This window comes from Streptomyces sp. NPDC005784 (assembly GCF_042871525.1).
GTDB lineage: Bacteria > Actinomycetota > Actinomycetes > Streptomycetales > Streptomycetaceae > Streptomyces.
On record NZ_JBIAIQ010000001.1, the window covers coordinates 488,470 to 509,071 of the forward strand.

The 20,602-nt window shown below is 70.7% G+C and carries 17 protein-coding genes and 1 riboswitch; of the genes, 5 read left to right on the plus strand and 12 right to left on the minus strand.

What is annotated here, in order from left to right:
- The first annotated feature begins 303 nt into the window (after window positions 1–303).
- A complete protein-coding gene (locus tag ACFYR3_RS02150; RefSeq protein WP_355850522.1) occupies window positions 304–2,100 on the plus strand; it encodes an AMP-binding protein in 1,797 nt (598 codons plus the stop codon).
- Window positions 2,101–2,634: 534 nt separating this feature from the next.
- Here ACFYR3_RS02150 and ACFYR3_RS02155 read toward each other — a convergent pair.
- Complete coding sequence (locus ACFYR3_RS02155) at window positions 2,635–3,777, minus strand: glycosyltransferase family 4 protein (RefSeq protein ID WP_356783900.1); 1,143 nt, start codon at window positions 3,775–3,777, stop codon at window positions 2,635–2,637.
- 143 nt (window positions 3,778–3,920) lie between these two features.
- Between ACFYR3_RS02155 and ACFYR3_RS02160 the strand changes: the two genes are divergently transcribed.
- Entirely contained in the window at window positions 3,921–5,159 is a 1,239-nt protein-coding gene (locus ACFYR3_RS02160) for a glycosyltransferase 87 family protein (RefSeq protein ID WP_389281071.1), read from the plus strand.
- Here ACFYR3_RS02160 and ACFYR3_RS02165 read toward each other — a convergent pair.
- Window positions 5,123–6,439: an MATE family efflux transporter gene (locus ACFYR3_RS02165; RefSeq protein WP_389281073.1), complete on the minus strand. Its 1,317-nt coding sequence runs from the start codon at window positions 6,437–6,439 to the stop codon at window positions 5,123–5,125. The two genes, ACFYR3_RS02160 and ACFYR3_RS02165, sit on opposite strands and share 37 nt — an antisense overlap.
- A gap of 199 nt (window positions 6,440–6,638) precedes the next feature.
- Here ACFYR3_RS02165 and ACFYR3_RS02170 point away from each other — a divergent pair, with 199 nt between their 5' ends.
- Window positions 6,639–7,163, plus strand: coding sequence for a PadR family transcriptional regulator (locus ACFYR3_RS02170; protein WP_355857366.1), 525 nt, complete (start codon window positions 6,639–6,641; stop codon window positions 7,161–7,163).
- Between the two features lie 13 nt (window positions 7,164–7,176).
- On the opposite strand, the gene ACFYR3_RS02175 is transcribed toward ACFYR3_RS02170, so the two are convergent.
- The 5 genes from ACFYR3_RS02175 to ACFYR3_RS02195 form a co-directional block, all read right to left on the minus strand.
- Window positions 7,177–8,373, minus strand: coding sequence for a hypothetical protein (locus tag ACFYR3_RS02175; protein ID WP_355857369.1), 1,197 nt, complete (start codon window positions 8,371–8,373; stop codon window positions 7,177–7,179).
- Between the two features lie 76 nt (window positions 8,374–8,449).
- On the minus strand, window positions 8,450–9,472 hold the full coding sequence (locus ACFYR3_RS02180; protein WP_355857372.1) for an NlpC/P60 family protein: 1,023 nt from the start codon (window positions 9,470–9,472) through the stop codon (window positions 8,450–8,452).
- Between the two features lie 247 nt (window positions 9,473–9,719).
- Window positions 9,720–10,754: an NlpC/P60 family protein gene (locus tag ACFYR3_RS02185; RefSeq protein ID WP_355857419.1), complete on the minus strand. Its 1,035-nt coding sequence runs from the start codon at window positions 10,752–10,754 to the stop codon at window positions 9,720–9,722.
- A 432-nt stretch (window positions 10,755–11,186) separates the two neighbouring features.
- The gene (locus ACFYR3_RS02190) at window positions 11,187–12,536 is read right to left on the minus strand and encodes an NYN domain-containing protein (protein ID WP_355857375.1); all 1,350 of its coding nucleotides are present in this window, start codon (window positions 12,534–12,536) and stop codon (window positions 11,187–11,189) included.
- 35 nt (window positions 12,537–12,571) lie between these two features.
- Window positions 12,572–12,811: a hypothetical protein gene (locus tag ACFYR3_RS02195; protein ID WP_261706939.1), complete on the minus strand. Its 240-nt coding sequence runs from the start codon at window positions 12,809–12,811 to the stop codon at window positions 12,572–12,574.
- A 153-nt stretch (window positions 12,812–12,964) separates the two neighbouring features.
- Between ACFYR3_RS02195 and ACFYR3_RS02200 the strand changes: the two genes are divergently transcribed.
- Both ACFYR3_RS02200 and ACFYR3_RS02205 read left to right on the plus strand, forming a co-directional pair.
- Window positions 12,965–13,720, plus strand: a complete 756-nt coding sequence (locus ACFYR3_RS02200) for a rhomboid family intramembrane serine protease (protein WP_389281076.1) — start codon at window positions 12,965–12,967, stop codon at window positions 13,718–13,720.
- 42 nt (window positions 13,721–13,762) lie between these two features.
- Window positions 13,763–14,044 (plus strand): Lrp/AsnC ligand binding domain-containing protein, encoded by a 282-nt coding sequence (locus tag ACFYR3_RS02205; RefSeq protein WP_326788250.1) that lies wholly within the window; start codon window positions 13,763–13,765, stop codon window positions 14,042–14,044.
- 36 nt (window positions 14,045–14,080) lie between these two features.
- On the opposite strand, the gene ACFYR3_RS02210 is transcribed toward ACFYR3_RS02205, so the two are convergent.
- The 5 genes from ACFYR3_RS02210 to ACFYR3_RS02230 form a co-directional block, all read right to left on the minus strand.
- Entirely contained in the window at window positions 14,081–15,442 is a 1,362-nt protein-coding gene (locus ACFYR3_RS02210) for an aminotransferase class V-fold PLP-dependent enzyme (protein WP_389281078.1), read from the minus strand.
- A gap of 188 nt (window positions 15,443–15,630) precedes the next feature.
- A riboswitch (SAM riboswitch) is annotated at window positions 15,631–15,747 on the minus strand.
- A gap of 85 nt (window positions 15,748–15,832) precedes the next feature.
- Window positions 15,833–16,897, minus strand: a complete 1,065-nt coding sequence (gene trpD, locus ACFYR3_RS02215) for an anthranilate phosphoribosyltransferase (RefSeq protein ID WP_355857385.1) — start codon at window positions 16,895–16,897, stop codon at window positions 15,833–15,835.
- Window positions 16,898–17,066: 169 nt separating this feature from the next.
- Window positions 17,067–18,707 carry a cytochrome bc complex cytochrome b subunit gene (locus tag ACFYR3_RS02220; protein WP_355857388.1) on the minus strand — a complete coding sequence of 547 codons (1,641 nt, stop codon included), beginning with the start codon at window positions 18,705–18,707 and terminating at the stop codon, window positions 17,067–17,069.
- Complete coding sequence (locus ACFYR3_RS02225) at window positions 18,704–19,783, minus strand: Rieske 2Fe-2S domain-containing protein (protein ID WP_389281079.1); 1,080 nt, start codon at window positions 19,781–19,783, stop codon at window positions 18,704–18,706. The genes ACFYR3_RS02220 and ACFYR3_RS02225 overlap by 4 nt, the downstream gene beginning before the upstream one ends.
- Entirely contained in the window at window positions 19,780–20,589 is an 810-nt protein-coding gene (locus ACFYR3_RS02230) for a c-type cytochrome (protein ID WP_389281080.1), read from the minus strand. The genes ACFYR3_RS02225 and ACFYR3_RS02230 overlap by 4 nt, the downstream gene beginning before the upstream one ends.
- Window positions 20,590–20,602: the final 13 nt, after the last annotated feature.

The window sequence follows — 20,602 nt, forward strand, 5'->3', positions numbered from 1 at the left end:
ATGCCATGACGATCAAGCGTAGGCCTGTGTGGCAGACGTGAACAGAGGCGGCCGGACCTGCGGTTACTGGCTAGTCAAGAAGGGCGTGGACTACTGTGCGCGAAGGAACGCCAACACGTGTGACGCATAGAACATCTCGCCGGGACCCCCTGTCGAAGAAGCCATACCGGCGGGTAACGTCCGGGCAGTCCAGTCGTACTCGGGATTTCAACAAGCGATCTCTTGAGTACCTGCCCGAGCCTTGGACCGCACCGGCGCGTCACACAGAGTCGTGGCGTCGGCGCCCTATGAGGAGCAGCAGTCTTGCGCGAGTTCAGCCTTCCGGCTTTGTACGAGGTCCCTGCGGACGGAAATCTCACCGACATCGTCCGTCGAAACGCCGCGCAGCATCCCGACGTAGCCGTGATCGCCCGCAAGGTGGGCGGCACTTGGACGGATGTCAGCGCCACCACGTTCCTCGCCGAGGTGCGAGCCGCGGCCAAGGGCCTGATCGCCTCGGGCGTGCGGCCCGGTGACCGGGTCGCTCTGATGTCCCGTACCCGCTACGAGTGGACGCTGCTCGACTTCGCGATCTGGAGCGCCGGCGCCATCACCGTGCCGGTGTACGAGACCAGCTCCGCCGAGCAGGTGCAGTGGATCCTCGGTGACTCGGGCGCGACCGCCTGCATCGTGGAACTGCCGACGCACGCGGCCTCCGTGGAGTCGGTGCGCGACCGGCTGCCCGCCCTCGAGCACGTCTGGCAGATCGAGGGCGGCGGTGTCGAGGAGCTGGAGCGCCTCGGCAAGGACGTCAGCGACGCCACCGTCGAGGAGCGCGGCTCGCTCGCCAAGGCGGACGACCCGGCGACCATCGTCTACACGTCCGGGACGACCGGCCGGCCCAAGGGCTGTGTCCTCACCCACCGCGCCTTCTTCGCGGAGTGCGGCAACATCGTGGAGCGGCTGCGCCCGCTGTTCCGCACGGGCGAGTGCTCCGTCCTGCTCTTCCTCCCGCTCGCGCACGTCTTCGGACGGCTCGTGCAGGTCGCGCCGATGATGGCGCCGATCAAGCTGGGCTGTGTCCCGGACATCAAGAACCTCACCGACGAGCTGGCCGCGTTCCGGCCGACGCTGATCCTCGGTGTGCCGCGCGTCTTCGAGAAGGTCTACAACTCGGCGCGCGCCAAGGCCCAGGCGGACGGCAAGGGCAAGATCTTCGACAAGGCGGCGGACACGGCGATCGCGTACAGCCGCGCGCTGGACACCCCCTCGGGCCCGTCGCTCGGTCTGAAGATCAAGTACAAGACGTTCGACAAGCTCGTCTACAGCAAGCTGCGCGCGGTGCTCGGCGGGCGCGGCGAGTACGCGATCTCGGGCGGTGCCCCGCTGGGTGAGCGGCTCGGCCACTTCTTCCGCGGCATCGGCTTCACGGTCCTGGAGGGCTACGGCCTCACCGAGTCCTGCGCGGCCACGGCCTTCAACCCGTGGGACCGTACGAAGATCGGCACGGTCGGCCAGCCGCTGCCCGGCTCCGTGATCCGCATCGCCGACGACGGCGAGGTGCTGCTGCACGGCGAGCACCTGTTCCAGGGGTACTGGAACAACGAGGCCGCCACCGCCGAGGCGCTCGCCGACGGCTGGTTCCACACCGGTGACATCGGCACCCTCGACGAGGACGGCTACCTCCGCATCACCGGCCGCAAGAAGGAGATCATCGTCACGGCGGGCGGCAAGAACGTCGCTCCGGCCGTGATAGAGGACCGGATCCGCGCGCACGCGCTGGTCGCGGAGTGCATGGTGGTCGGCGACGGGCGGCCGTTCGTCGGCGCGCTGGTCACGGTCGACGAGGAGTTCCTGGCCCGCTGGGCCGAGGAGCACGGGAAGCCGGCCGGCTCGACCGCGGCGTCGCTGCGTGAGGACCCGGACCTGATCGCCGCCATCCAGGACGCCATCGACGACGGCAACGCGGCCGTGTCCAAGGCGGAGTCGGTACGCAAGTTCCGCATCCTCGCCCACCAGTTCACCGAGGAGTCGGGGCACCTCACGCCGTCTCTCAAGCTGAAGCGCAACGTGGTCGCGAAGGACTACGCGAACGAGATCGAGGCAATTTATCGGGGCTGACGCCCCAGCGACGGGCCTCGGCCCCAGGCACGGACACCAGCCGGCCCCCCTTCGCGGGGGTCCGACGGCCTCCGCCTGGTCGCCGGGGCCTTTTGGCGTCCACCCCCGCGGTGGCGGGGCCCTTTGGCGTACGCCCCCGCGGTGGCGGGGGCTTACCGGGCTCCGCCCCGGTAGCGGGGAGCAATCGGCTCCGCCTTGGGGTGGGTGCCCGCCGGGATCCGCCGTGGGGGCGGGTGTAGGGATCGTCGTGGTTGCTCGCGCAGTTCCTCGCGCCCCTGACGGGGCGCCCCGTCAGGGGCGCGAGGAACTGCGCGGCCGGCCCAGGGCGGCCCGCAGCCGCCGAGAGACAGCCAGCGGCACCCCCGTAGACGCTCGCAAGCGCCGAACGACAGGGGGCAGCACCCTCGTGGGCGCAATCGTCAAACGACAGGGGCAAGCGCCCCTGTAGATGCAACGAGGCGGCAGGAGGCAGGGCGCCGAACCACTGTCGGCGTCAGGGGGCCGGGGCCCAGAGACGCGCGTGCCCGCGAGGGGCTAGAGCAGCTCTCTCAGCCGCTCTGCCAGCAGGTCCCAGCGCCATTTCTCCTCGACCCAGGCGCGTCCCCGCTCGCCCATCCGGCGGCGCAGTTCGGGGTCGCCGAGCAGGGTGACGACGCGGTCGGCGGTCTCCTCGGCGGAGCCGCCGCGTACGACCCAGCCCGTCTCGCCGTCGAGCACGGCGTCGGGCGCGCCGCCCGAGTCGCCGGCGACCACCGGAAGGCCCGTCGCCGACGCCTCCAGGTACACGATGCCGAGCCCCTCGACGTCCAGCCCGCCCCTGCGGGTCCGGCACGGCATCGCGAAGACGTCCCCGGCTCCGTAGTGCGCGGGCAGCTCCGACCAGGGCACCGCCCCGGTGAACCGGACCGAGCCGGCGACACCGGTGTCGTGCGCGAGCTTGCGCAGCTCCTTCTCGTACGGCCCGCCGCCGACGATCAGGAGTACCGCGTCCGGCTCCTTCGCCAGGATTCGCGGCATCGCTTGCACGAGGGTGTCCTGGCCCTTGCGCGGGACCAGGCGGGAGACGCAGACGACGACCGGCCGGTCGCTGAGTCCGAGCCGGGCCCGGACCTCCTCGCCGCCCGAACCGGGGTGGAAGGTCCGCTCGTCGACGCCCGGTGGCAGCTGAACCATGCGCGCGGCCGCCTCGGGGGTCAGCGCGGAGGCGATCCGCGAGCGCGTGTACTCCCCGAGGTAGGTGATCGTGTCGGTGGACTCACCGATCCGGCGCAGCAGCGTGCGGGCGGCGGGCAGCTGGGCCCAGCCGGCCTCGTGGCCGTGCGTGGTCGCCACGAGGCGTCGCGCGCCCGCCTTGCGCAGCGCCGGAGCCATCAGACCGAGCGGGGCCGCCGCCCCGAACCACACCGACGTACAGCCGTGTTCGCGCAGCAGGCCGACCGCCCGCCGGGTGGCGCCCGGCGTCGGAAGCAGCATGGTCGTACGGTCCCGTACGACGGTGAAGGGCTGCTCCGCGTCGAACGCGGCGGTCGCCTCGGCGCCCTCGCGGCCGCGCTTCCACGTCGAGGCGTAGACGACGAGCTGCCCGGGGTCCATACGCAGTGCCATGTTGTGCAGAAAGGCCTGGATGCCGCCGGGGCGGGGCGGGAAATCGTTCGTCACGATCAGGGTCTTGTGCATCGTGTTCGACAGTATCGAATCTATACTCACAGCTCCGCACGGCCGCACTTGACGGCCCGCACACAGACCGGCGCGTCACCCTGGGTCCGCGAAGAGCACGGCGGCGACGCACACGGTTTCCGGACGAAGAGGGCCAGGTGGGCATGACGGGGGCACGAAGCTCGAGGTTCCCGATCGGCGTGGCCGTACTGCTGGGAGTCTGGGGCCTGACCAGGCTGATGCTGCTGCTCTTCGTGGCCAAGGTGTACGTCTTCCCCGGCCCGGACGTCACGAGCGACGTCGCCGTGATCTACCACGGCTGGTACGACGTCCTGCGGCACGGCACCTTCCCGCTGAACGACGTCACCTGGCAGTACCCGCCGGCCGCCTCGCTCGCGATCCTCTCCCCCGGCCTGCTGCCGTTCCTCGACTACCAGCACGCCTTCTTCGTGCTGGCCTTCGTCGCCGACCTGGTGACGTTCGGGCTGCTCCTGTACGCGGGCTCGCGCTCCGGCAAGACGCTGCGCGGCGCCTGGGTGTGGATGATCGGGGTTCCACTGCTCGGGCCGACCGTGTACGCCCGCTACGACGTGATGGTGACGGCCGTCGCGGTCGCCGCGCTGCTCGCCGGAGCCCGCCATCCCCGGGTGATGGGGGTGCTCACGGGCTTCGGCGCGATGGTGAAGGTGTGGCCGGTGCTCCTGCTGCTCGGCGCCGTGCGCCGCCGGGCCTGGGTCTCGGCCGCGGCGACGGTGGCCGGGTTCGCGGCGCTGTTCTGGATGACGATGCCGGGCGCGTTCACCTTCCTGACCTCCCAGCGCGACCGCGGCACCGAGGTGGAGTCGCTCGGCTCCCTCGTCTTCCACGTGGCCCGGCACCACGGCTGGAACGGGCGGGTGCTGCTCAACTACGGTTCCGTCGAGTTCGTCGGCCCCTACGTCGACCTGGTGAGCACGGCGGCCCTGTTCCTGACGGCGCTCGCCTTCGGCTGGCTGCTGCTGTGGCGGCTGTGCGCCAAGCGGTTCCTGCCGCACACGCTCGCCGACTCCGCGTTCGTCGCCGTCCTGATGTTCACGGCCACCAGCCGGGTCATCAGCCCGCAGTACCTGGTGTGGCTGGTCGGTATCGCGGCGGTCTGTCTGTGCTTTCGCGCGAGCCGGATGACGGTGCCCGCCTGCCTGGTGCTGCTCTCGTGCTTCGTGACGGTGCTGGAGTTCCCCACCTGGTTCGCGGACGTCGTGGGCAGCACCCCGCTCGGCATCACTCTGCTCGTCGTCCGCAACGGCCTGCTGGTGGTCGCCGCAGTGCTGGCGGCCCGGGTGCTGTGGCGGAGCACGGTCTCCGAGCCCACGCCGGCGCTCCCCGCTCAGGCGGCCCGCACCAAGGAGACCGCGTCCTCCTGACGTCCGGTCCGCCCGGCCCACAGCCACAGGGCCGCGCACTGCACCGTCATGGACAGCGCGAGGGCCAGGCAGATGCCCGGCAGCCCCAGTCCGGACACGGCGTGGGCGAGCGGAAGCTGGACCGCCGTACCGGCCAGCGTCACCCGGAGCAGCACAGGCGCTCCCCCGCTGCCCTCGAAGACCCCGCCGAGGGCGATGAAGCAGGCCATCAGCAGCAGGTAGGGGCCGACGCAGCGCAGGAACAGCACGCCGTCGTGGGCGACCGCGGGGCCGGCGCCGAAGGCCCGCATGATCCAGGGCGCCAGGGCGCACAGGAGTCCCGCGGCGAGCAGGCCGACGGTCCCTGAGACGAGGACGGCCTGCCGTCCGATGGCGCCCCGCTCGTCGTGGCCCGCGCCCCGCGCGTGCGCGGTGTGGATCGAGGCGGCCTGCCGGACCGAGTAGAACGCCATGGTGGCGATGTACATGACCTTGTAGGCGATCGCGTACGCCGCCACCGCCGTCGTCCCAAGGCGGGCCACGATCGCGACCAGCACCAGCGCGCCGCCCTGCCGCACCGTGAAGTCGGCGGACATGGGCAGACCGGTGGTGAGGGTGCGGCGCAGCGCGGCGCCGGTGGCCTCGGCGGGCCTCGCGGTCGCCGCCTCGGACAGCAGGGTGTTCCGGCGCAGGGCCCGCAGGCCCACGACGAGGGCCACCGAGCGGCACAGCACGGTCGAGACGGCGGCGCCCCGGACGCCGTACGCGTGGATGAGGAGCGGGTCGAGGCCGAGGATCAGGCCGTTGGCCAGCAGGGCGAGGCGCATGGGGGTGCGGGTGTCTCCGGTGCCCTTCAGGATGCCGTCGACGAGGTTCTGCGCGAAGAAGACGGCGATGCCGGGCAGGGAGACGGTGAAGTACTGGACGGCGAGGGTCAGCGCGCGTCCGTCGCCGCCGAGCACCAGCCGGGCCAGCGGCTCGCGCAGCAGGTAGCCGCCGAGGGCGATCACCGGTGTGACCGCGGCGCACAGCGCCCAGCCTCCGCGTACGGCCGCCCGGACCGCGCCCGGGTCGCGGGCGCCCCGGGCGTGCGCGACCAGGACGGTGGTGCCGGAGGCGAAGACCAGGGCCACGCCGAGCAGCACGTTCTCGGTGTTCGTCGCGACGGCGACGGCGGCCACGGCGTCCCCGCCGAGCCGGGAGACCCAGACGGTGTTGATGATTCCCGCGGCGACGGAGGCGAGCAGCGAGAGGTAGACGGGGTGGGCGAGCGCTATGAGCTGCTTGCGATGGGCGTTCACGAAGCCTCCCTCGAAACGAGCTACCTCGTTTCGAGGTAGCTCGATAAGAGGTACCATGGACACCTGAACCCCGCAAGGATCAGGACGGCTACGGGGTACGGGGTACGGGCGTCCGTGAGCGGAGCGGGATGCGGGAAAGTGATCGGCGGTACGGCAGACGCGTCGTACCGCGACGACCCACGAGCGAGGAGCCGACCGGATGCTGGAGCTGTCGATCCTGGGCTTTCTGTACGAGGCGCCCCTGCACGGCTACGAGCTGAAGGAGCGCATCAAGGCGCTCAGCGGCCATGTCCGCCCGGTCAGCGACGGCGCCCTCTACCCGGCGATCACCCGCCTCGTCGCCGCGGGCATGCTCGACCAGCACACCGAGCCGGGCAGCGGCGCGGCCCCCCGGCGCATCCTGTCGCTCACCGACAAGGGCCGTGAGGGCCTCCTGGAGCGCCTGCGCCACCCCAAGCAGGCCGAGATCACCGACCAGGTCCGCTTCAACACCCTGCTGGCGTTCCTGCGCCACCTGGACGACCCACGCGAGCAGGCCGCGGTGCTGCGCCGCCGCCAGGAGTTCCTTGAGACCCCGGCGAGCTTCTTCTACCGGGACGGCCGGCCCCTGCGCGCGGAGGAGGCCGACGACCTGTTCCGGCAGGGCATGCTGCGGGTGGCGCGGGCGACCGGCGAGGCGGAGCGGACCTGGCTCGCGGAGGCCGTCCACCGGCTTGAGCGGTGACCAGCCCCACGCGTCAGCCGAGTTGGTCCTCGAGGTACTGCCGCCACAGCCGGGTGAACTGCTCCGGCGTCGTGCGCAGCACGTCCCGCAGGGCGCCCTCGACCGCCCCCGCCCGCTCCCGGTGGTCGCCCACCGCCCGGTAGAAGTCGTTCAGCCGGACCTCGCCCCAGTGGTCGGCGATCAGCCGGCTGGCCATCCAGCCGCCCTCGTAGGCCCGCGCCAGCCGGCCCGCGTCCGAGGTGAACCCGAACTCCGCGTCGTCGGGCAGCGCGGCCGGAACATGCCCCTCGGCCACGGCACGCTCCAGTTCCGGCGCGACCTGCCCGGGCGCCCGCCCGCTGCCGCGATAGCCCGCCCAGTCCGCGTACCCCTCGGAGAGCCACAGCGGGGTGGCGGCCGTGGTGTGGGCGCGGGTGGCGACATGCGTGGTCTCGTGGGTGAGCACGACCTGCTTGCCGAGGTCGCCGAGGACACCGTACGCGTCCGGGTTGACGATGATCCGGTCCGCGGGCGCCTTCGCCGAACCTCCCGCCTCCCCGGTGGTGACCGCCGCGATCCCCCGGTACCCGGACGCCGGAGCCCCGAGCAGCCCGGCCATCCCCTCCAGCGACTTCGGTACGAGGACGACGACGTGCCGCGCCCAGTCCGTGCCCCAGGCCTCCGACACGGCGGGCACGGCACGGTCCGCGAGACCCGCGAAGGAACGCAGCCGCTCACCGGACTGCCCGACCCCGAGGACCAGGCTGTGCTCACCCCGTACGGCCGTCACGGCTCCCTGGTCCCACAGCTGGGCGCCGCCCCTGCCCGCGGGCTCGTCGGACGTGACGCGCCAGGTTCCGTCGGCGCGGGTCAGCCGCAGCGTGCGGTCCACCGTGACCGGTGCGGCGTCGTAGCCCTTGATGCGGTAGCGCAGCTGGGCGTCGGCGGTGGCCCGGTCACCGGTGCGGCGCAGCTCGGTCAGACGGTAGGACCAGTCCGCCAGCGGCACCTCGCGCAGGTTCGCGAAGCCGGTTCCGGCGCCGGCCGACGCCCCGGTGGCCCGGAACGCCGCCGCGTCCCCGTCCAGGACCGCGGTCGCCCGCCGGTCGAGGACCCGCCGCACCTCGGCCGCCGCGGTGTCCGACGGCGCCCGGACGCCGCAGCCGACGAGCACGGCGAGCAGCAGCACCAGGGAGAGCCCCGCTCGCGACGCACACCTTCGACCGGCCATCCTCCCGATCGTACGGTGCCCGCGCCCGCCCGCCGGACCGTCTGCCGGACCCGCCCGGCGCGGGTTCCGGGCCCCGTCAGAGCCGGGTGACGGACGAGATCGGCATCATCCCGACCGGGTCGTAGCGCACCGGGGCGCCCGGATAGGGGGCGTGGATCACCTGGCCGTTGCCCACGTACATCCCGACATGACTGGCGTCGGACCGGTAGGTGACCAGGTCGCCGGGCTGTGCCTGGGAGAGCGGGATCTGCCGTCCGGCGTACCGCTGGGCCTGCGAGGTGCGCGGCAGACCGACCCCGGCGTGCGCATACGACCACTGCATGAGGCCCGAACAGTCGAAGCCGCCGGGCCCGTTGGCGCCCCACACATAGGGGCGGCCGAGCGCCGAACGGGCAGCGGCGACGGCGACGGCCGCGCGCGACGAGGACGGGACGGCGTCACCGAGGCCGGGCAGGCCGGCGCGCGCCGAGCGCGACGCCCGGCCGTAGGCGGCGCGGTCTGCGTACGGCAGCGAGTCGAGCAGTTGCCGCGCCTTGGCCAGTTTGCCCTCGATGACCCGCTTGTTCCCGGCGACGGCCTCGCGGCTGCGCTCCAGTTCGGCGAGTTTCCCGTCGGCCTCCTCGCGCTCCTGGGCGAGGCCGCGCAGGGCCTGCTGGAGGTCCTTGAGTTCGCCGGCCTGCCGGGTGCCGATCCGGTCGAGCGCGGAGGCCTTGTCGAGGTAGTCGTCCGGGTTGTCGGAGAAGAGCAGCGCGAGCGAGGGGTCGAGGCCGCCGGAGCGGTACTGCGCCCCGGCGAGCGAACCCAGCGCGTCCCGCATGGTGTTGACGCGCTCCTGCTGCCGGGCGATCTCGTCCTGTGCCGTGCCGATCTGCTTGCGCAGCGCGTCGCCGCGCTCGTCGGCCTTGTCGTACGCCTCGGTGGCCTTCTCCGCCTGGGTGAAGAGGCGGTCCACCTCGGCCCGGGTGTCGTCCTGCGGTGCCGCGGAGGCGGGCAGGGCGCCGAGTGCGGCGGCCGCCGCGGACATCACGCAGGCGGCGACACCGAAGGCGCCGGCGCCCCGGTCGAAGCCGGTCGGTGCAAGGCGGCGATGGAACCCCACGGGTAGCCGCTCTCCCTTCCGCTGACGGTCCCCCGCCGTCGGGGGATCGCGCCAGACAGTAGTCGCGCGACTACGCACCGGCCAAAGACTCCCGCGGGCACACAAAGTGACGCCCCGCCGGAGACGCAGGTCACCGACGGGGCGTGAGGTCAGCGGGAGTTGTCGCAATTCGCCCGTTTGGGCGGAGCGGCAGGGGCTCCCTGCGGGCGGCGGGCGGCGGACGTTCGTTCCGGACCGCCCGTCCGGATCAGATCCGGACGCCGAACTGGAAGGGCATGTTGGCGATCGACTCGTAACGGACGACCGCGCCGGTGTGCGGGGCGTGCAGCACCTGGCCGTTGCCGGCGTAGAGGCCGACGTGGTGCTGGTCGCCGTAGAAGATGACCAGGTCGCCGACCTGCAGATCGCTCTGCGAGTAGATGCGGGTGCCGGCGTTGGCCTGGGCCTCCGAGGTGCGCGGTATGGTCACGCCGGCCTGGGCGTAGGCCCAGGAGGTGAGGCCCGAGCAGTCGAAGGAGCTGGGGCCGGAGGCGCCGTAGACGTACGGCGATCCGATCACGCTCTGGGCGGCGGCGAACGCGGCGCCTGCGCGGCCCGAGGCGGCCTTGGTGTTGCCGAGGTCGACGCGCTCGCTGGCGCGGGTCGCCCGGTCCTGCTCCTGGGACGCCAGCGCCGCCTTCTCCTGCGCCGTCAGCGAGTTCAGGAGCTTCTGGGCGTCGCCCAGCTTGCTCTGGACTTCCTTCTTCTTCTTGGCGAGCTCGGCCCGGGTGTCGGCGAGGTCCTTGAGCTTCGCGGAGGCCTCGGCACGCTGCTGGGCGAGCGAACGCTGCTTCTCCTGGACCTTCTTGAGCGACCCGACCTGCTGGGCGCTCAGCTGGTCCATGGCCGAGGCCTTGTCCAGGAAGTCGTCCGGGTTCGAGGAGAGGAAGAGCGCCACGGAGGGGTCGATGCCGCCGGTGCGGTACTGGGCGCTGGCCATCGAACCGAGGCCGTCGCGCAGGTCGTTGAGCTCCTGCTGACCGCGGGCGACGTTGTCCTGGAGAGCGCCGATCTGCTTCTGCAGCTTCTGCTGCTTCTCCTTGGCACCGTCGAGCTTCTCAGTGGCCTGCTCGGCCTCCTGATAGAGCTTGTCGACCTTGGTCTTGACCTCGTCCTTGTTGGGCTTCTCGGACGGCGCGGCATTGGCGGCGTTGGCGCTGAGGACAACGGCTGCAGCGGCGGCGGTGGTGAGCACGGTCACACGGGTGCGGCTCGGCTGCTTGGGTCGACGGTGGGACGCCACGAAGGCGAGCTCCTTCTTCCTCCAGCCGCCTGCCGAGAACGCCGACGGGCGGTGCCCCTCCACCGTCACTCCTCATGAGTGATCACCCTAGTTGGAGGTTCGAGGCATGACCCTAGTGACCTTCTTGTGATCAGTTCAAATCCAAACCTGAAAATTCTTTGTCACCGAGCGCATTCTTTGCAATCAACTCACCTGCAGTGATACCCGCTTGACACTACGTCGCGTGAAGGTCCGACTAATTCGGGCATCAGACCCAGAGGTTGCGCATGGTGCGTAGGTGACTCATGCGACTTAGGGCACGGAACGCCGCCCACGCGAAACCCGCGGTCAGGAGCGGAAGATGACGCCCCCAAAGACGCGCGAAAGGCGTACGAAAGGGGGCATGAGTGAGCGTGAGGCAACACAAGGGAGAAAAGGAATGAAAGGGATTGCTCAGCCGCGTGAGAAGCGCTTGAGGAGCACCACGGACGCAACCGGCCGCGCACCCGCCTTGGCGATGCCGTCGGCCACCTCACGGTCGGTCGAGACGACGATGACCGGCCGGCCGGGCGGTTCGGCCCGCACCAGCTGCCGGATCAGCTCGTCCGCCGTGACCCCGGGCTTGGAGAACAGCACCCGCACCCCGCGCGGCGGCGCGAGCAGCACCGGCGCGGCCAGCTCGGCCCCGTCGAAGACACAGGTGACCTCGGCGCCGGTCTGCGCGGCCAGCTGCGAGAGCTGCCCGAGCAGCCTCAGCCGCTGCTTCTCCAGCGGCATCTGGGGATAGCCGGTCTTGGTGACGTTGTAGCCGTCGACGACCAGGTGCGCCTGGGGCAGCGCGAGCAACTGGTCCAGGATCGCGGGGTCGTTCTCGGACAGCGCGCGGGTGGCGATGTCCTTCGGCGTCATCCGCCCCGGTTCGACCGCCTCCACGGTCTCCGCGGGCCGGACGGAGAGGGGAGGCAACGCCAGTTCCCGGCGCAGGCCCTGGGCCGCGTCCAGCACGGTGTCGAGCAGCAGCCGCACGCGCATGTCCTCGACACTGCGCCCCTCGCGGGCCGCCTTGCGGGTGGCCTCCAGGGCGGCCTCGGCCTCCGAGAGGCGCCCCTTGAGCCGCCGGGTCTCGCTCACGGCGGCGGACACCTGGGCCTGGCTCTCCGCCTTCGCCGCGTCCGTCTCGGCCTGGAGCTTGCGCAGGGCCGCCTCGCCGCGCTTGACGTCGCTGAGGGCGCTGCGCAGCTTGCGGTGAAGCGATTCCGCTTCTTTCCTGGCCGATTCCATTTCCGTGCGCAGCCGTTCGGTCTCGGCCCGTGTCTGCCCGCGGGCCTCGGCGAGTTCCGTGCGCAGCCGCTCCAGCTCGGCGCGGTTCTCCTCGTCGGCGCGCTCGGCGTCCGCCCGCAGGGCCTCCTCGCCCGCGGCGGTCACCAGCTTCACCCAGCCCGCGGGACGCAGCACATAGGCCGCGGCCGCCACGTCCAGCGGATCCGCGGCCGGAGGCGGCGCGCCCGAGTCGAGAACTGCGACGAGCTCCGGCTGGGCCTCTCTCAGCTTCTCGGCGATGCGCTGTCTGAACAGCGGGTCCGTCTCCAGCGCCGCGGCCATGGCGTTGCCGGCGAACTTGGCCCGCCGGTTCGGCGCGAATCGGGCGTACTGCCTCAACTGGGCGGGAAGTTCGGCCATGGTCAGCCCGCCGAAGCCGTCCGAGACGATCTGCACGACACGTCGGCGCACTCCGTCGGGCAGCGGACGGTCGAGCACCTCGGCGGTGCCGTCGTCCGGCTCCCCGCCTGTGGTCTCCACCATCCGTTCACCCCAATATCCGTGCGGGGCCCGCTCCGTCAGGAGCCGGCGCCCGGCCTGTCCACGAGTTCGACCTGATCCACCGCGTTGCACCAGCGGCACCGCACCGACTCGATGGTCTCACTGACCACCTCGCGCTCCTCGACCTTCGGCTCACCGGCCAGGTCGAGGTGTACGTACTCGACGACCTTCGAGGAGCGGGTGACGTCGAAACGCGTGAGGTTGCCGCAGAGGGCGCAGCGCCAGCGGGTCTTGGCGTCGGGCAGGGGAACTGTCATAGGGCGGTCGCTTTCCTTCTAGTGTCCGTCCGGCACCGGTCTCCCGGTGCATCTGGCTCGTAACCCTACGGCCTGGCGGGTACTCGACGCTCGGCTGTCCGCGGCGGCGAGGCGGTCTGTGCGCATCGGTGTGGTTACGTCATGCTCTGCACCATGATCGGCAATTGGAGTGCGGCGTTCGGCAGGGCGCTGCGGGGTCAGTCGGCGCCGGTGACGTACGGGCTGATCGTCCTGTGCTGTCTGATCTTCGTGATCGGTCCCGCCTCGGGCCTCGATCCCGCGTACGGCACCGGGGACGAACTGCTGGTCGCCCAGCGGGCGTACTTCCGCCGCTGGGGCGTGGTCCCGGCCGATCTGTTCGGCGGGGCCCCGCGCGAGGCGCTCACCCCCGCCACCGCCCTGTTCATCCACGGCAGCTGGCTCCATCTCCTGGGCAACATGCTCTTCTTCTACGTCTTCGGGCTGATGGCCGAGGAACGCATGGGCCATCTGGAGTTCGCCCTCTTCTACCTGGGCTGCGGATATCTGGCCCTGCTCGGCTACGCCGCCGCCAACGCCACCTCGCAGCAGTCCCTGGTCGGGGCCTCCGGGGCGATCTCCGCGGTGCTCGGCGCGTTCCTGTACCTGTTCCCCAAGGCCCGGGTGACCAGTCTCTTCCCGTTCCTGTTCTTCCTGCCGCTGCGGTTCCCGGCCTGGGTGGTGCTGCCGTTCTGGTTCACCCTGCAGTGGCTGGCGGCGGGCCGCAGCGCCTCGGGCCCCGGGGTCGCCTATCTGGCCCACCTCGTGGGCTTCTCCCTGGGTTTCGTCTACGCGTGGGCCCGGTTCCGCCGCCGTACGGCCGTCGTGCCCGCTCCGGGGCCGCTTCCGGGGCCCCCGGCGGATCAGCCGGGTCAGCTGGACCGCGAGTAGGGTGAGATCCCCAGCAGCGGCCCCCTAGGGAGAGAACCAGCCGTGATCACCGCGATCGTCCTCATCAAGACCAGCGTGGACCGGATCCCCGAGATCGCCGAGTCGATCGCGTCGCTGGAGAGCGTCAGCGAGGTCTTCTCCGTCACCGGCACCTACGACCTGATCGCGATGGTCCGGGTCAAGGCCCACGACGACCTCGCGGACGTCATTCCCGGCAAGATCAGCAAGATCCCGGGCGTCGAGGCGACGGACACGCACGTGGCGTTCCGTACGTACTCCCAGCACGACCTGGAGGCGGCGTTCGCGATCGGCCTCGACTCCTGACCGACGGCAACACCGCCTCCGGGCACGCTCGGTGCGTCAGACCGCCGGGACGCAGCGGCCGCCCTCGGTGCGGTACTGCCAGCGCGCGCCGTCCCTGACGAGCTCGCGCACCGCGCGGACGAACCGCTCGACGTGCTCGTCGGGGGTACCGGCCCCGAAGCTGACGCGGATGGCGTTGAGGGACTTCTCGCCCGGGGCCGCCTCGGGAGCGCCGCACTCCCCCTGGGTCTCCGGGTCGCTGCCGAGCAGCGTGCGGACCAGCGGGTGGGCGCAGAAGAGGCCGTCGCGGACGCCGATGCCGTACTCGGCGGAGAGCGCGGCCGCGAAGTGCGAGCTGTTCCAGCCCTCGACGACGAAGGAGATGACGCCGACCCGCGGGGCGTCGTCACCGAAGAGCGACAGGACCCGGACCTCCGGGACCTCGGCGAGGCCCGCGCGGACGGTGCGGATCAGGTGCTGCTCACGGGCGACGAGGTTGTCGAAGCCCTCCTCGGTGAGCGCCTTGCAGGCCGACGCGATCGAGTAGGCGCCGATGACGTTCGGCGAGCCGGCCTCGTGCCGGGCGGCACTGTCGTGCCACTCCACGTCCACGCCGCCGTCCGTACGCCGGGTGACCTTGCGGCTGGCGCCGCCGCCCGCGAGGTAGGGCTCGGCGGCGAGCAGCCAGTCGGAGCGGCCCGCGAGGACACCGGAGCCGAAGGGCGCGTACAGCTTGTGCCCGGAGAAGGCGACCCAGTCGACGTCGAGGTCCTGGACCGACACCGGGTGGTGCGGGGCGAGCTGCGCGGCATCGAGGACGATACGGGCGCCGTGGGCGTGCGCGGCGGCGGCCAGCTCCCGCACCGGCCACAGCTCCCCGGTGACGTTCGAGGCGCCGGTGACGCAGACCAGGGCCGGTCCGTACGGGTCGCGGGCGGCGAGGGCCTGCTCCAGGGTGGCGACGGCCTCGCCCGGGGTGCGCGGGGCGTTCAGGTAGGTCACCCGGGCGTCGCGCCAGGGCAGCAGCGAGGCGTGGTGCTCGGTCTCGAAGACGAAGACCTGGCAGTCGGCCGGGAGCGCGGCGGCGAGCAGGTTGAGCGAGTCGGTCGTGGAGCGGGTGAAGACCACCTGGTCGCCGGCGCGGCAGTCGAGGAACTCCTCGACGGTCCTGCGGGCGTTCTCGAAGAGGTCGGTGGACAGCTGCGAGAGGTAGCCGGCGCCCCGGTGGACGCTGCCGTAGTACGGCGCGTACGCGGCCACGTCGTCCCACACCCGCTGCAGGGCGGGCGCGCTGGCGGCGTAGTCGAGGGCCGCGTAGGTCACCTCGCCGCCGGTCACGAGCGGGACGGTGACATCCCGGCCCAGAACGGCCAGAGGGGCACAAACGGACTGGTCGGCGGCAACGGTGGAGACAGACATGGCGAGCTCCTGTGAGAGGCAGGCGGGATCACCGCGCGAGCCGGCCGCCCGGAGGCAGGGCTCAGCGCAGGAAAGGGTGAAAAGGGTGTGCGGGGGCGGGGCTCTACGCCCTATCGCATTCGCTTGCTCACAGAAGGCTCCCTCGAACGACCAGGACCCCTGGTTGCATCCGCCCGGAGGGCGGGAGGGGTCCGCGCTTGCCGTAGGCCTCGCTGCCTACGACCTGGTCTTCACCCGGGGCACCCCGCCACGGACGGAGGGTTGCCGGACAGCCGGCCGGGGCCTGATGGCTGTCACTCATGACCTGGTACAGCATCTTGCCAGAGGATCTTCCACGCGCAAGGCGCAGTCCGGATTCTGGACTGCGCCCTGCTCCGTGTCACCGGTGGATCAGGCGTTGCTGGCGGCCACCCAGCGGTCCAGGGTGCGCTTCGCGGCGCCGGAGTCGATCGCCTCGGCCGCCTTCTCCATTCCGTCGCGGAGCTGGTCCGCGAGCGACGCGCCGGTCGGCGACAGGGCCACCAGGGCCGCCGCCGAGTTCAGCAGGACCGCGTCCCGTACGGGCCCCTTCTCGCCGTCCAGCACGCGCCGGGCGACCTCCGCGTTGTACGAGGCGTCGGCGCCGCGCAGGGCCTCCACCGGGACGATGTCGAGCCCGACGTCGCGCGGGTCGAAGCGCTCCTCGGTGACCAGGCCGTCGCGGACCACCCAGACGTGGGAGCCGGCGGTGGTGGTCAGCTCGTCGAGGCCGTCGTCGCCGCGGAAGACCAGCGAGGAGTTGCCTCGCTCGGCGAACACTCCGGCCACGATCGGCGCCATACGGGGGTCGGCGACCCCGACCGCCTGGGCCTTCACCCGTGCCGGGTTCGTCAGCGGGCCGAGCACGTTGAAGGTCGTCCGGATGCCCAACTGGCCGCGTGCCGCCGCCACATGACGCAGCGCCGGGTGGAACTTCACGGCGAAGCAGAAGGTGATCCCGGCCTCCTCGGCCACCTCGGCGACCCGCTTCACCGTGAGCTGGAGATTGACGCCGAGCTTCTCCAGGACGTCCGACGAGCCGGACGCGGAGGACGCGGCCCGGTTGCCGTGCTTGACGACCTTGGCGCCGGTGCCGGCCACCACGATCGAGGACATCGTGGAGATGTTGACGGTCTTCGCGCCGTCGCCGCCCGTTCCGACGATGTCGACGGTGTGTCCGGGCACCTCGATCACATTGGCGTGCTCGTACATCGCCCGGACGAGTCCGGTGATCTCCTGGACGGTCTCGCCCTTGGCCCGCAGGGCCACCACGAACCCGGCGATCTGCGCGTCCGTCGCCTCTCCGCGCATGATGCGGTCCATCGCCCAGGCCGTGTCGTCCGCGCTCTGGTCGCGGCCCTCGAGCAGGCCGTTCAGTACCGCCGGCCAGGAACGGCCCGCCGCGGTGTCGCCTCCAGCGGGGTTCACAGCGCTCATGGTCGCTCCTGGGTTCGTAGGTCACACGGTGGTCGGTGACACGGTCGTAGGTGACGCGGAGTGGATCACCCCGCACCACGGGGTGAGTCCACCCTATCCAGCCCGGGAGACGGCAAAGAGCCCCGTCCATTGCCTGGACGGGGCTCCTGCCGTGGCGAACAGCCGGGGATCAGTGGTGGCCGTGGCCGCTCGTGATCTCCTTGTACTCCTCGACGGTGGGCTTGGGGATCTGGTTGTCCTCCCCGTAGAAGCCCTGGCTCATCTTGGCGCGCAGCTTCTTCGCGCCCGAGACCTTGCGCTCGACACCGTTCTCGTCGACCGTCGGGCCGATCTCGGCCGGCTTGTACTGGTCGTGCGCGGTGAGCGTGTGCAGCGCGTCCTGGCTGAGCGGCTCGTGGACCTCGATGAACTCACCGTGCGGCAGACGCTTGATGATGCCCGACTCGCGGCCGTGCAGCACCTTGTCCCGGTCCCTGCGCTGGAGGCCGAGGCAGATCCGCTTGGTGGCGATGAAGGTGAGCACCGGCACGACGAAGAAGGCGATGCGCACGAACCAGGTGATCGAGTTGATCGCCAGGTGGAAGTGCGTGGCCCAGATGTCGTTGCCGCCGCCGACGAGCAGCACGAAGTACCAGCTGATCCAGGCGGCACCGAACGCGGTCCGGGTCGGGACGTTGCGCGGGCGGTCCAGGATGTGGTGCTCGCGCTTGTCGCCGGTGACCCAGGACTCGATGAACGGGTAGACCGCGATCGCGACCAGGACCAGCGGGAAGATCACCAGCGGGATGAACACGCCCAGGACGAGCGTGTGACCCCAGAGGTTGATCTCCCAGCCCGGCATGACACGGATCAGGCCTTCGGAGAAGCCCATGTACCAGTCGGGCTGGGCACCCGTGGACACCATGTCCGGACGGTACGGACCCATCGCCCAGATCGGGTTGATCGAGGCGATCGCCGCGATGGCCGCGATGACACCGAAGACCAGGAAGAAGAAGCCTCCGGCCTTCGCCATGTAAACGGGCAGCAGCGGCATGCCGACGACGTTGTTGTTCGTCTTGCCGGGACCCGCGTATTGCGTGTGCTTGTGGTAGAAGACCAGGATCAGGTGGCCCACCACCAGACCGAGCATGATGCCCGGCAGCAGCAGCACGTGCACCGAGTAGAAGCGGGCCACGAAGTCGCCGCCCGGGAACTCGCCGCCGAACAGGAAGAACGACAGGTACGTGCCCACGATCGGCACGGACAGGACCGCGCCTTCCATGAAGCGGACACCGGTGCCGGAGAGCAGGTCGTCCGGGAGCGAGTAACCGGTGAAGCCGGTGAACATGCCGAGGACGAACAGCAGGAATCCGAAGACCCAGTTGACCTCACGCGGCTTGCGGAACGCACCCGTGAAGAACACGCGCATCATGTGCACGAACATGCCGGCGAGGAAGACCAGCGCCGCCCAGTGGTGGATCTGCCGGATCAGCAGACCACCGCGCACATCGAAGGAGATGTGCATGGTCGAGTTGAACGCCTCGGACATCAACTGGCCCTGCAGCGGGATGTAACTGCCGTGGTACTCCACCTCGTTCATCGACGGGTGGAAGAACAGGGTCAGGTACACACCCGTGAGGATGATGATGATGAAGCTGTAGAGGCAGATCTCACCCAGCATGAACGACCAGTGGTCGGGGAAGATCTTGCGCATGTTGGACTTGGCCAGGGAGTAGATCCCCAGACGGCCGTCGGCCCAGTCGGCGACCCGCTCACCGGCGGGCGCCTTCTCGCGCGAGGAGCGCGAGTCGGAGGTGGTGGTAGTGCTCATCCGCGCTCCCAGAATGCAGGACCGACGGGCACCTCGAAGTCGCTGAGCGCTTCGAGGTAACCCTCAGCGTTCACACCGATGCGCAGCTGCGGCAGGGCATGACCGGCCGGGCCGAAGATGACTCGGGCGCCGTCGGAGAGGTCGAAGGTGGACTGGTGGCACGGGCACAGCGCGTGGTGCGTCTGCTGCTCGTACAGGGAGATCGGGCAGCCGACGTGGGTGCAGATCTTCGAGAAGGCCACGATGCCGTCGTAGGACCACTCGAGTTCCTGCTTGTCCTTGATGTTGTCCGGCTGGAGCCGGATGATCATCAGGGCCGACTTGGCGATCTCCTTCTGGAAGTCCTCGTCGGACACCTCCAGGCCCTCGGGCTTGGCGAAGGTGAGCGAACCGACGGCCACGTCCGAGGGACGCAGCGGCTCGTTCGTGTTCATGTTGACGAGGAGCTTGCCCTTGGACCACAGCGTGTGGCGCAGCTTCGTGCCGGGCAGCGGGCCGAGGTCGCGCAGCAGCATGACGCCGGAGAGCGGGAACAGTGCCAGCGCGCCGAACATCGTGTTGCGGATCAGCTTGCGGCGGCCGAGCGCGGACTCCTTGGCACCCTGCTTGAAGTCGGCCAGGACCTTGGCCTTGACCTCGGGCTCCGCCTCGATCGCGTGACGCTCGTCGGCGATCTCCACGTCGGACATCAGGGTGCGGGCCCAGTGGACCGCGCCCGCGCCGATCGCGAACAGCGCCACACCGAGCGTCATGCCCAGCGCGAAGTTCAGCGCGCTGATGTGCCCGAGCGGGAAGACGAAGACCGACTTGTCGTTCGGGATCGCCACGTACGAGGCGATGAAGCCGACGGTGGCCACCATCGAGAGCACGAACAGCATCGCGACAAGGCGCTCGGACCGCTTGGCGGCCCGCTCGTCGATGTCCTGGATGCGGTGCTCGTGGGGCGGCAGCCCCGGGTCCGCGAACGGGTTCTGCTCGTCCGCGACGGCTACCGCGCCATGACCACCGTGCTCGGTGTGGTCGTCGGAGGCCCGCTCAGCGGGCACGTTCTCTTCTGGAATGTCTTGGCTACTCATGACTTCTTGGCCTTTGCGGTCCGAGCGGCGACCCAGACGGCGACGGCGACCAGGGTTCCGAGACCGAAGACCCAGCCGAACAGGCCCTCGCTGACCGGCCCGAGGCCGCCCAGCTCAAGACCGCCCGGGCTCACGGTGTCGTCACCGTTGACCGCTTTGAGGTACGCGATGATGTCCTGCTTGTTCTTCTCCGTCAGCGTGGTGTCGGGGAAGGACGGCATGTTCTGCGGGCCCGTCTGCATGGCCTCGTAGATGTGCTTCGGGTCGACACCCTCCAGGCTCGGCGCGTACTTGCCGTGCGTCAGCGCGCCGCCCTTGCCGGTGAAGTTGTGGCACTGGGCGCAGTTGGTACGGAAGAGTTCACCGCCGTTGGCGATGTCCGCGCCCTCGGGGCTGACCTGGCTCTTGGTCGGAATCGTGGGGCCGGCGCCGAGCGAGGCGATGTAGGCCGCGAGCTGGTCGATCTCGGCCTGCGAGTAGATGGCCTTCTTCTTCGGGATCTGAGCGCCCGGCTGCTGGGCCGGCATACGGCCGGTGCCGACCTGGAAGTCGACCGCCGCGGCGCCCACACCCACCAGGCTGGGACCGTCGGAGCTGCCCTGACCGCCGGTTCCGTGGCAGCTTGCGCAGCCCACGGAGTACAGCTTCTTGCCCTCGGTGATACCGAGGGACTGGGCGGTTTCATCGGCCTGCGCCTTGCCCGCGGGAGCGAACGCGGCGTACAGCCCCCCGGTGGCCGCCAGCGCGAGGAGTAGGACGACGACCGCCGCCAGCGGATGGCGTCGTCGTGCGGAGAGCTTTTTCACGGATTACCCCGGT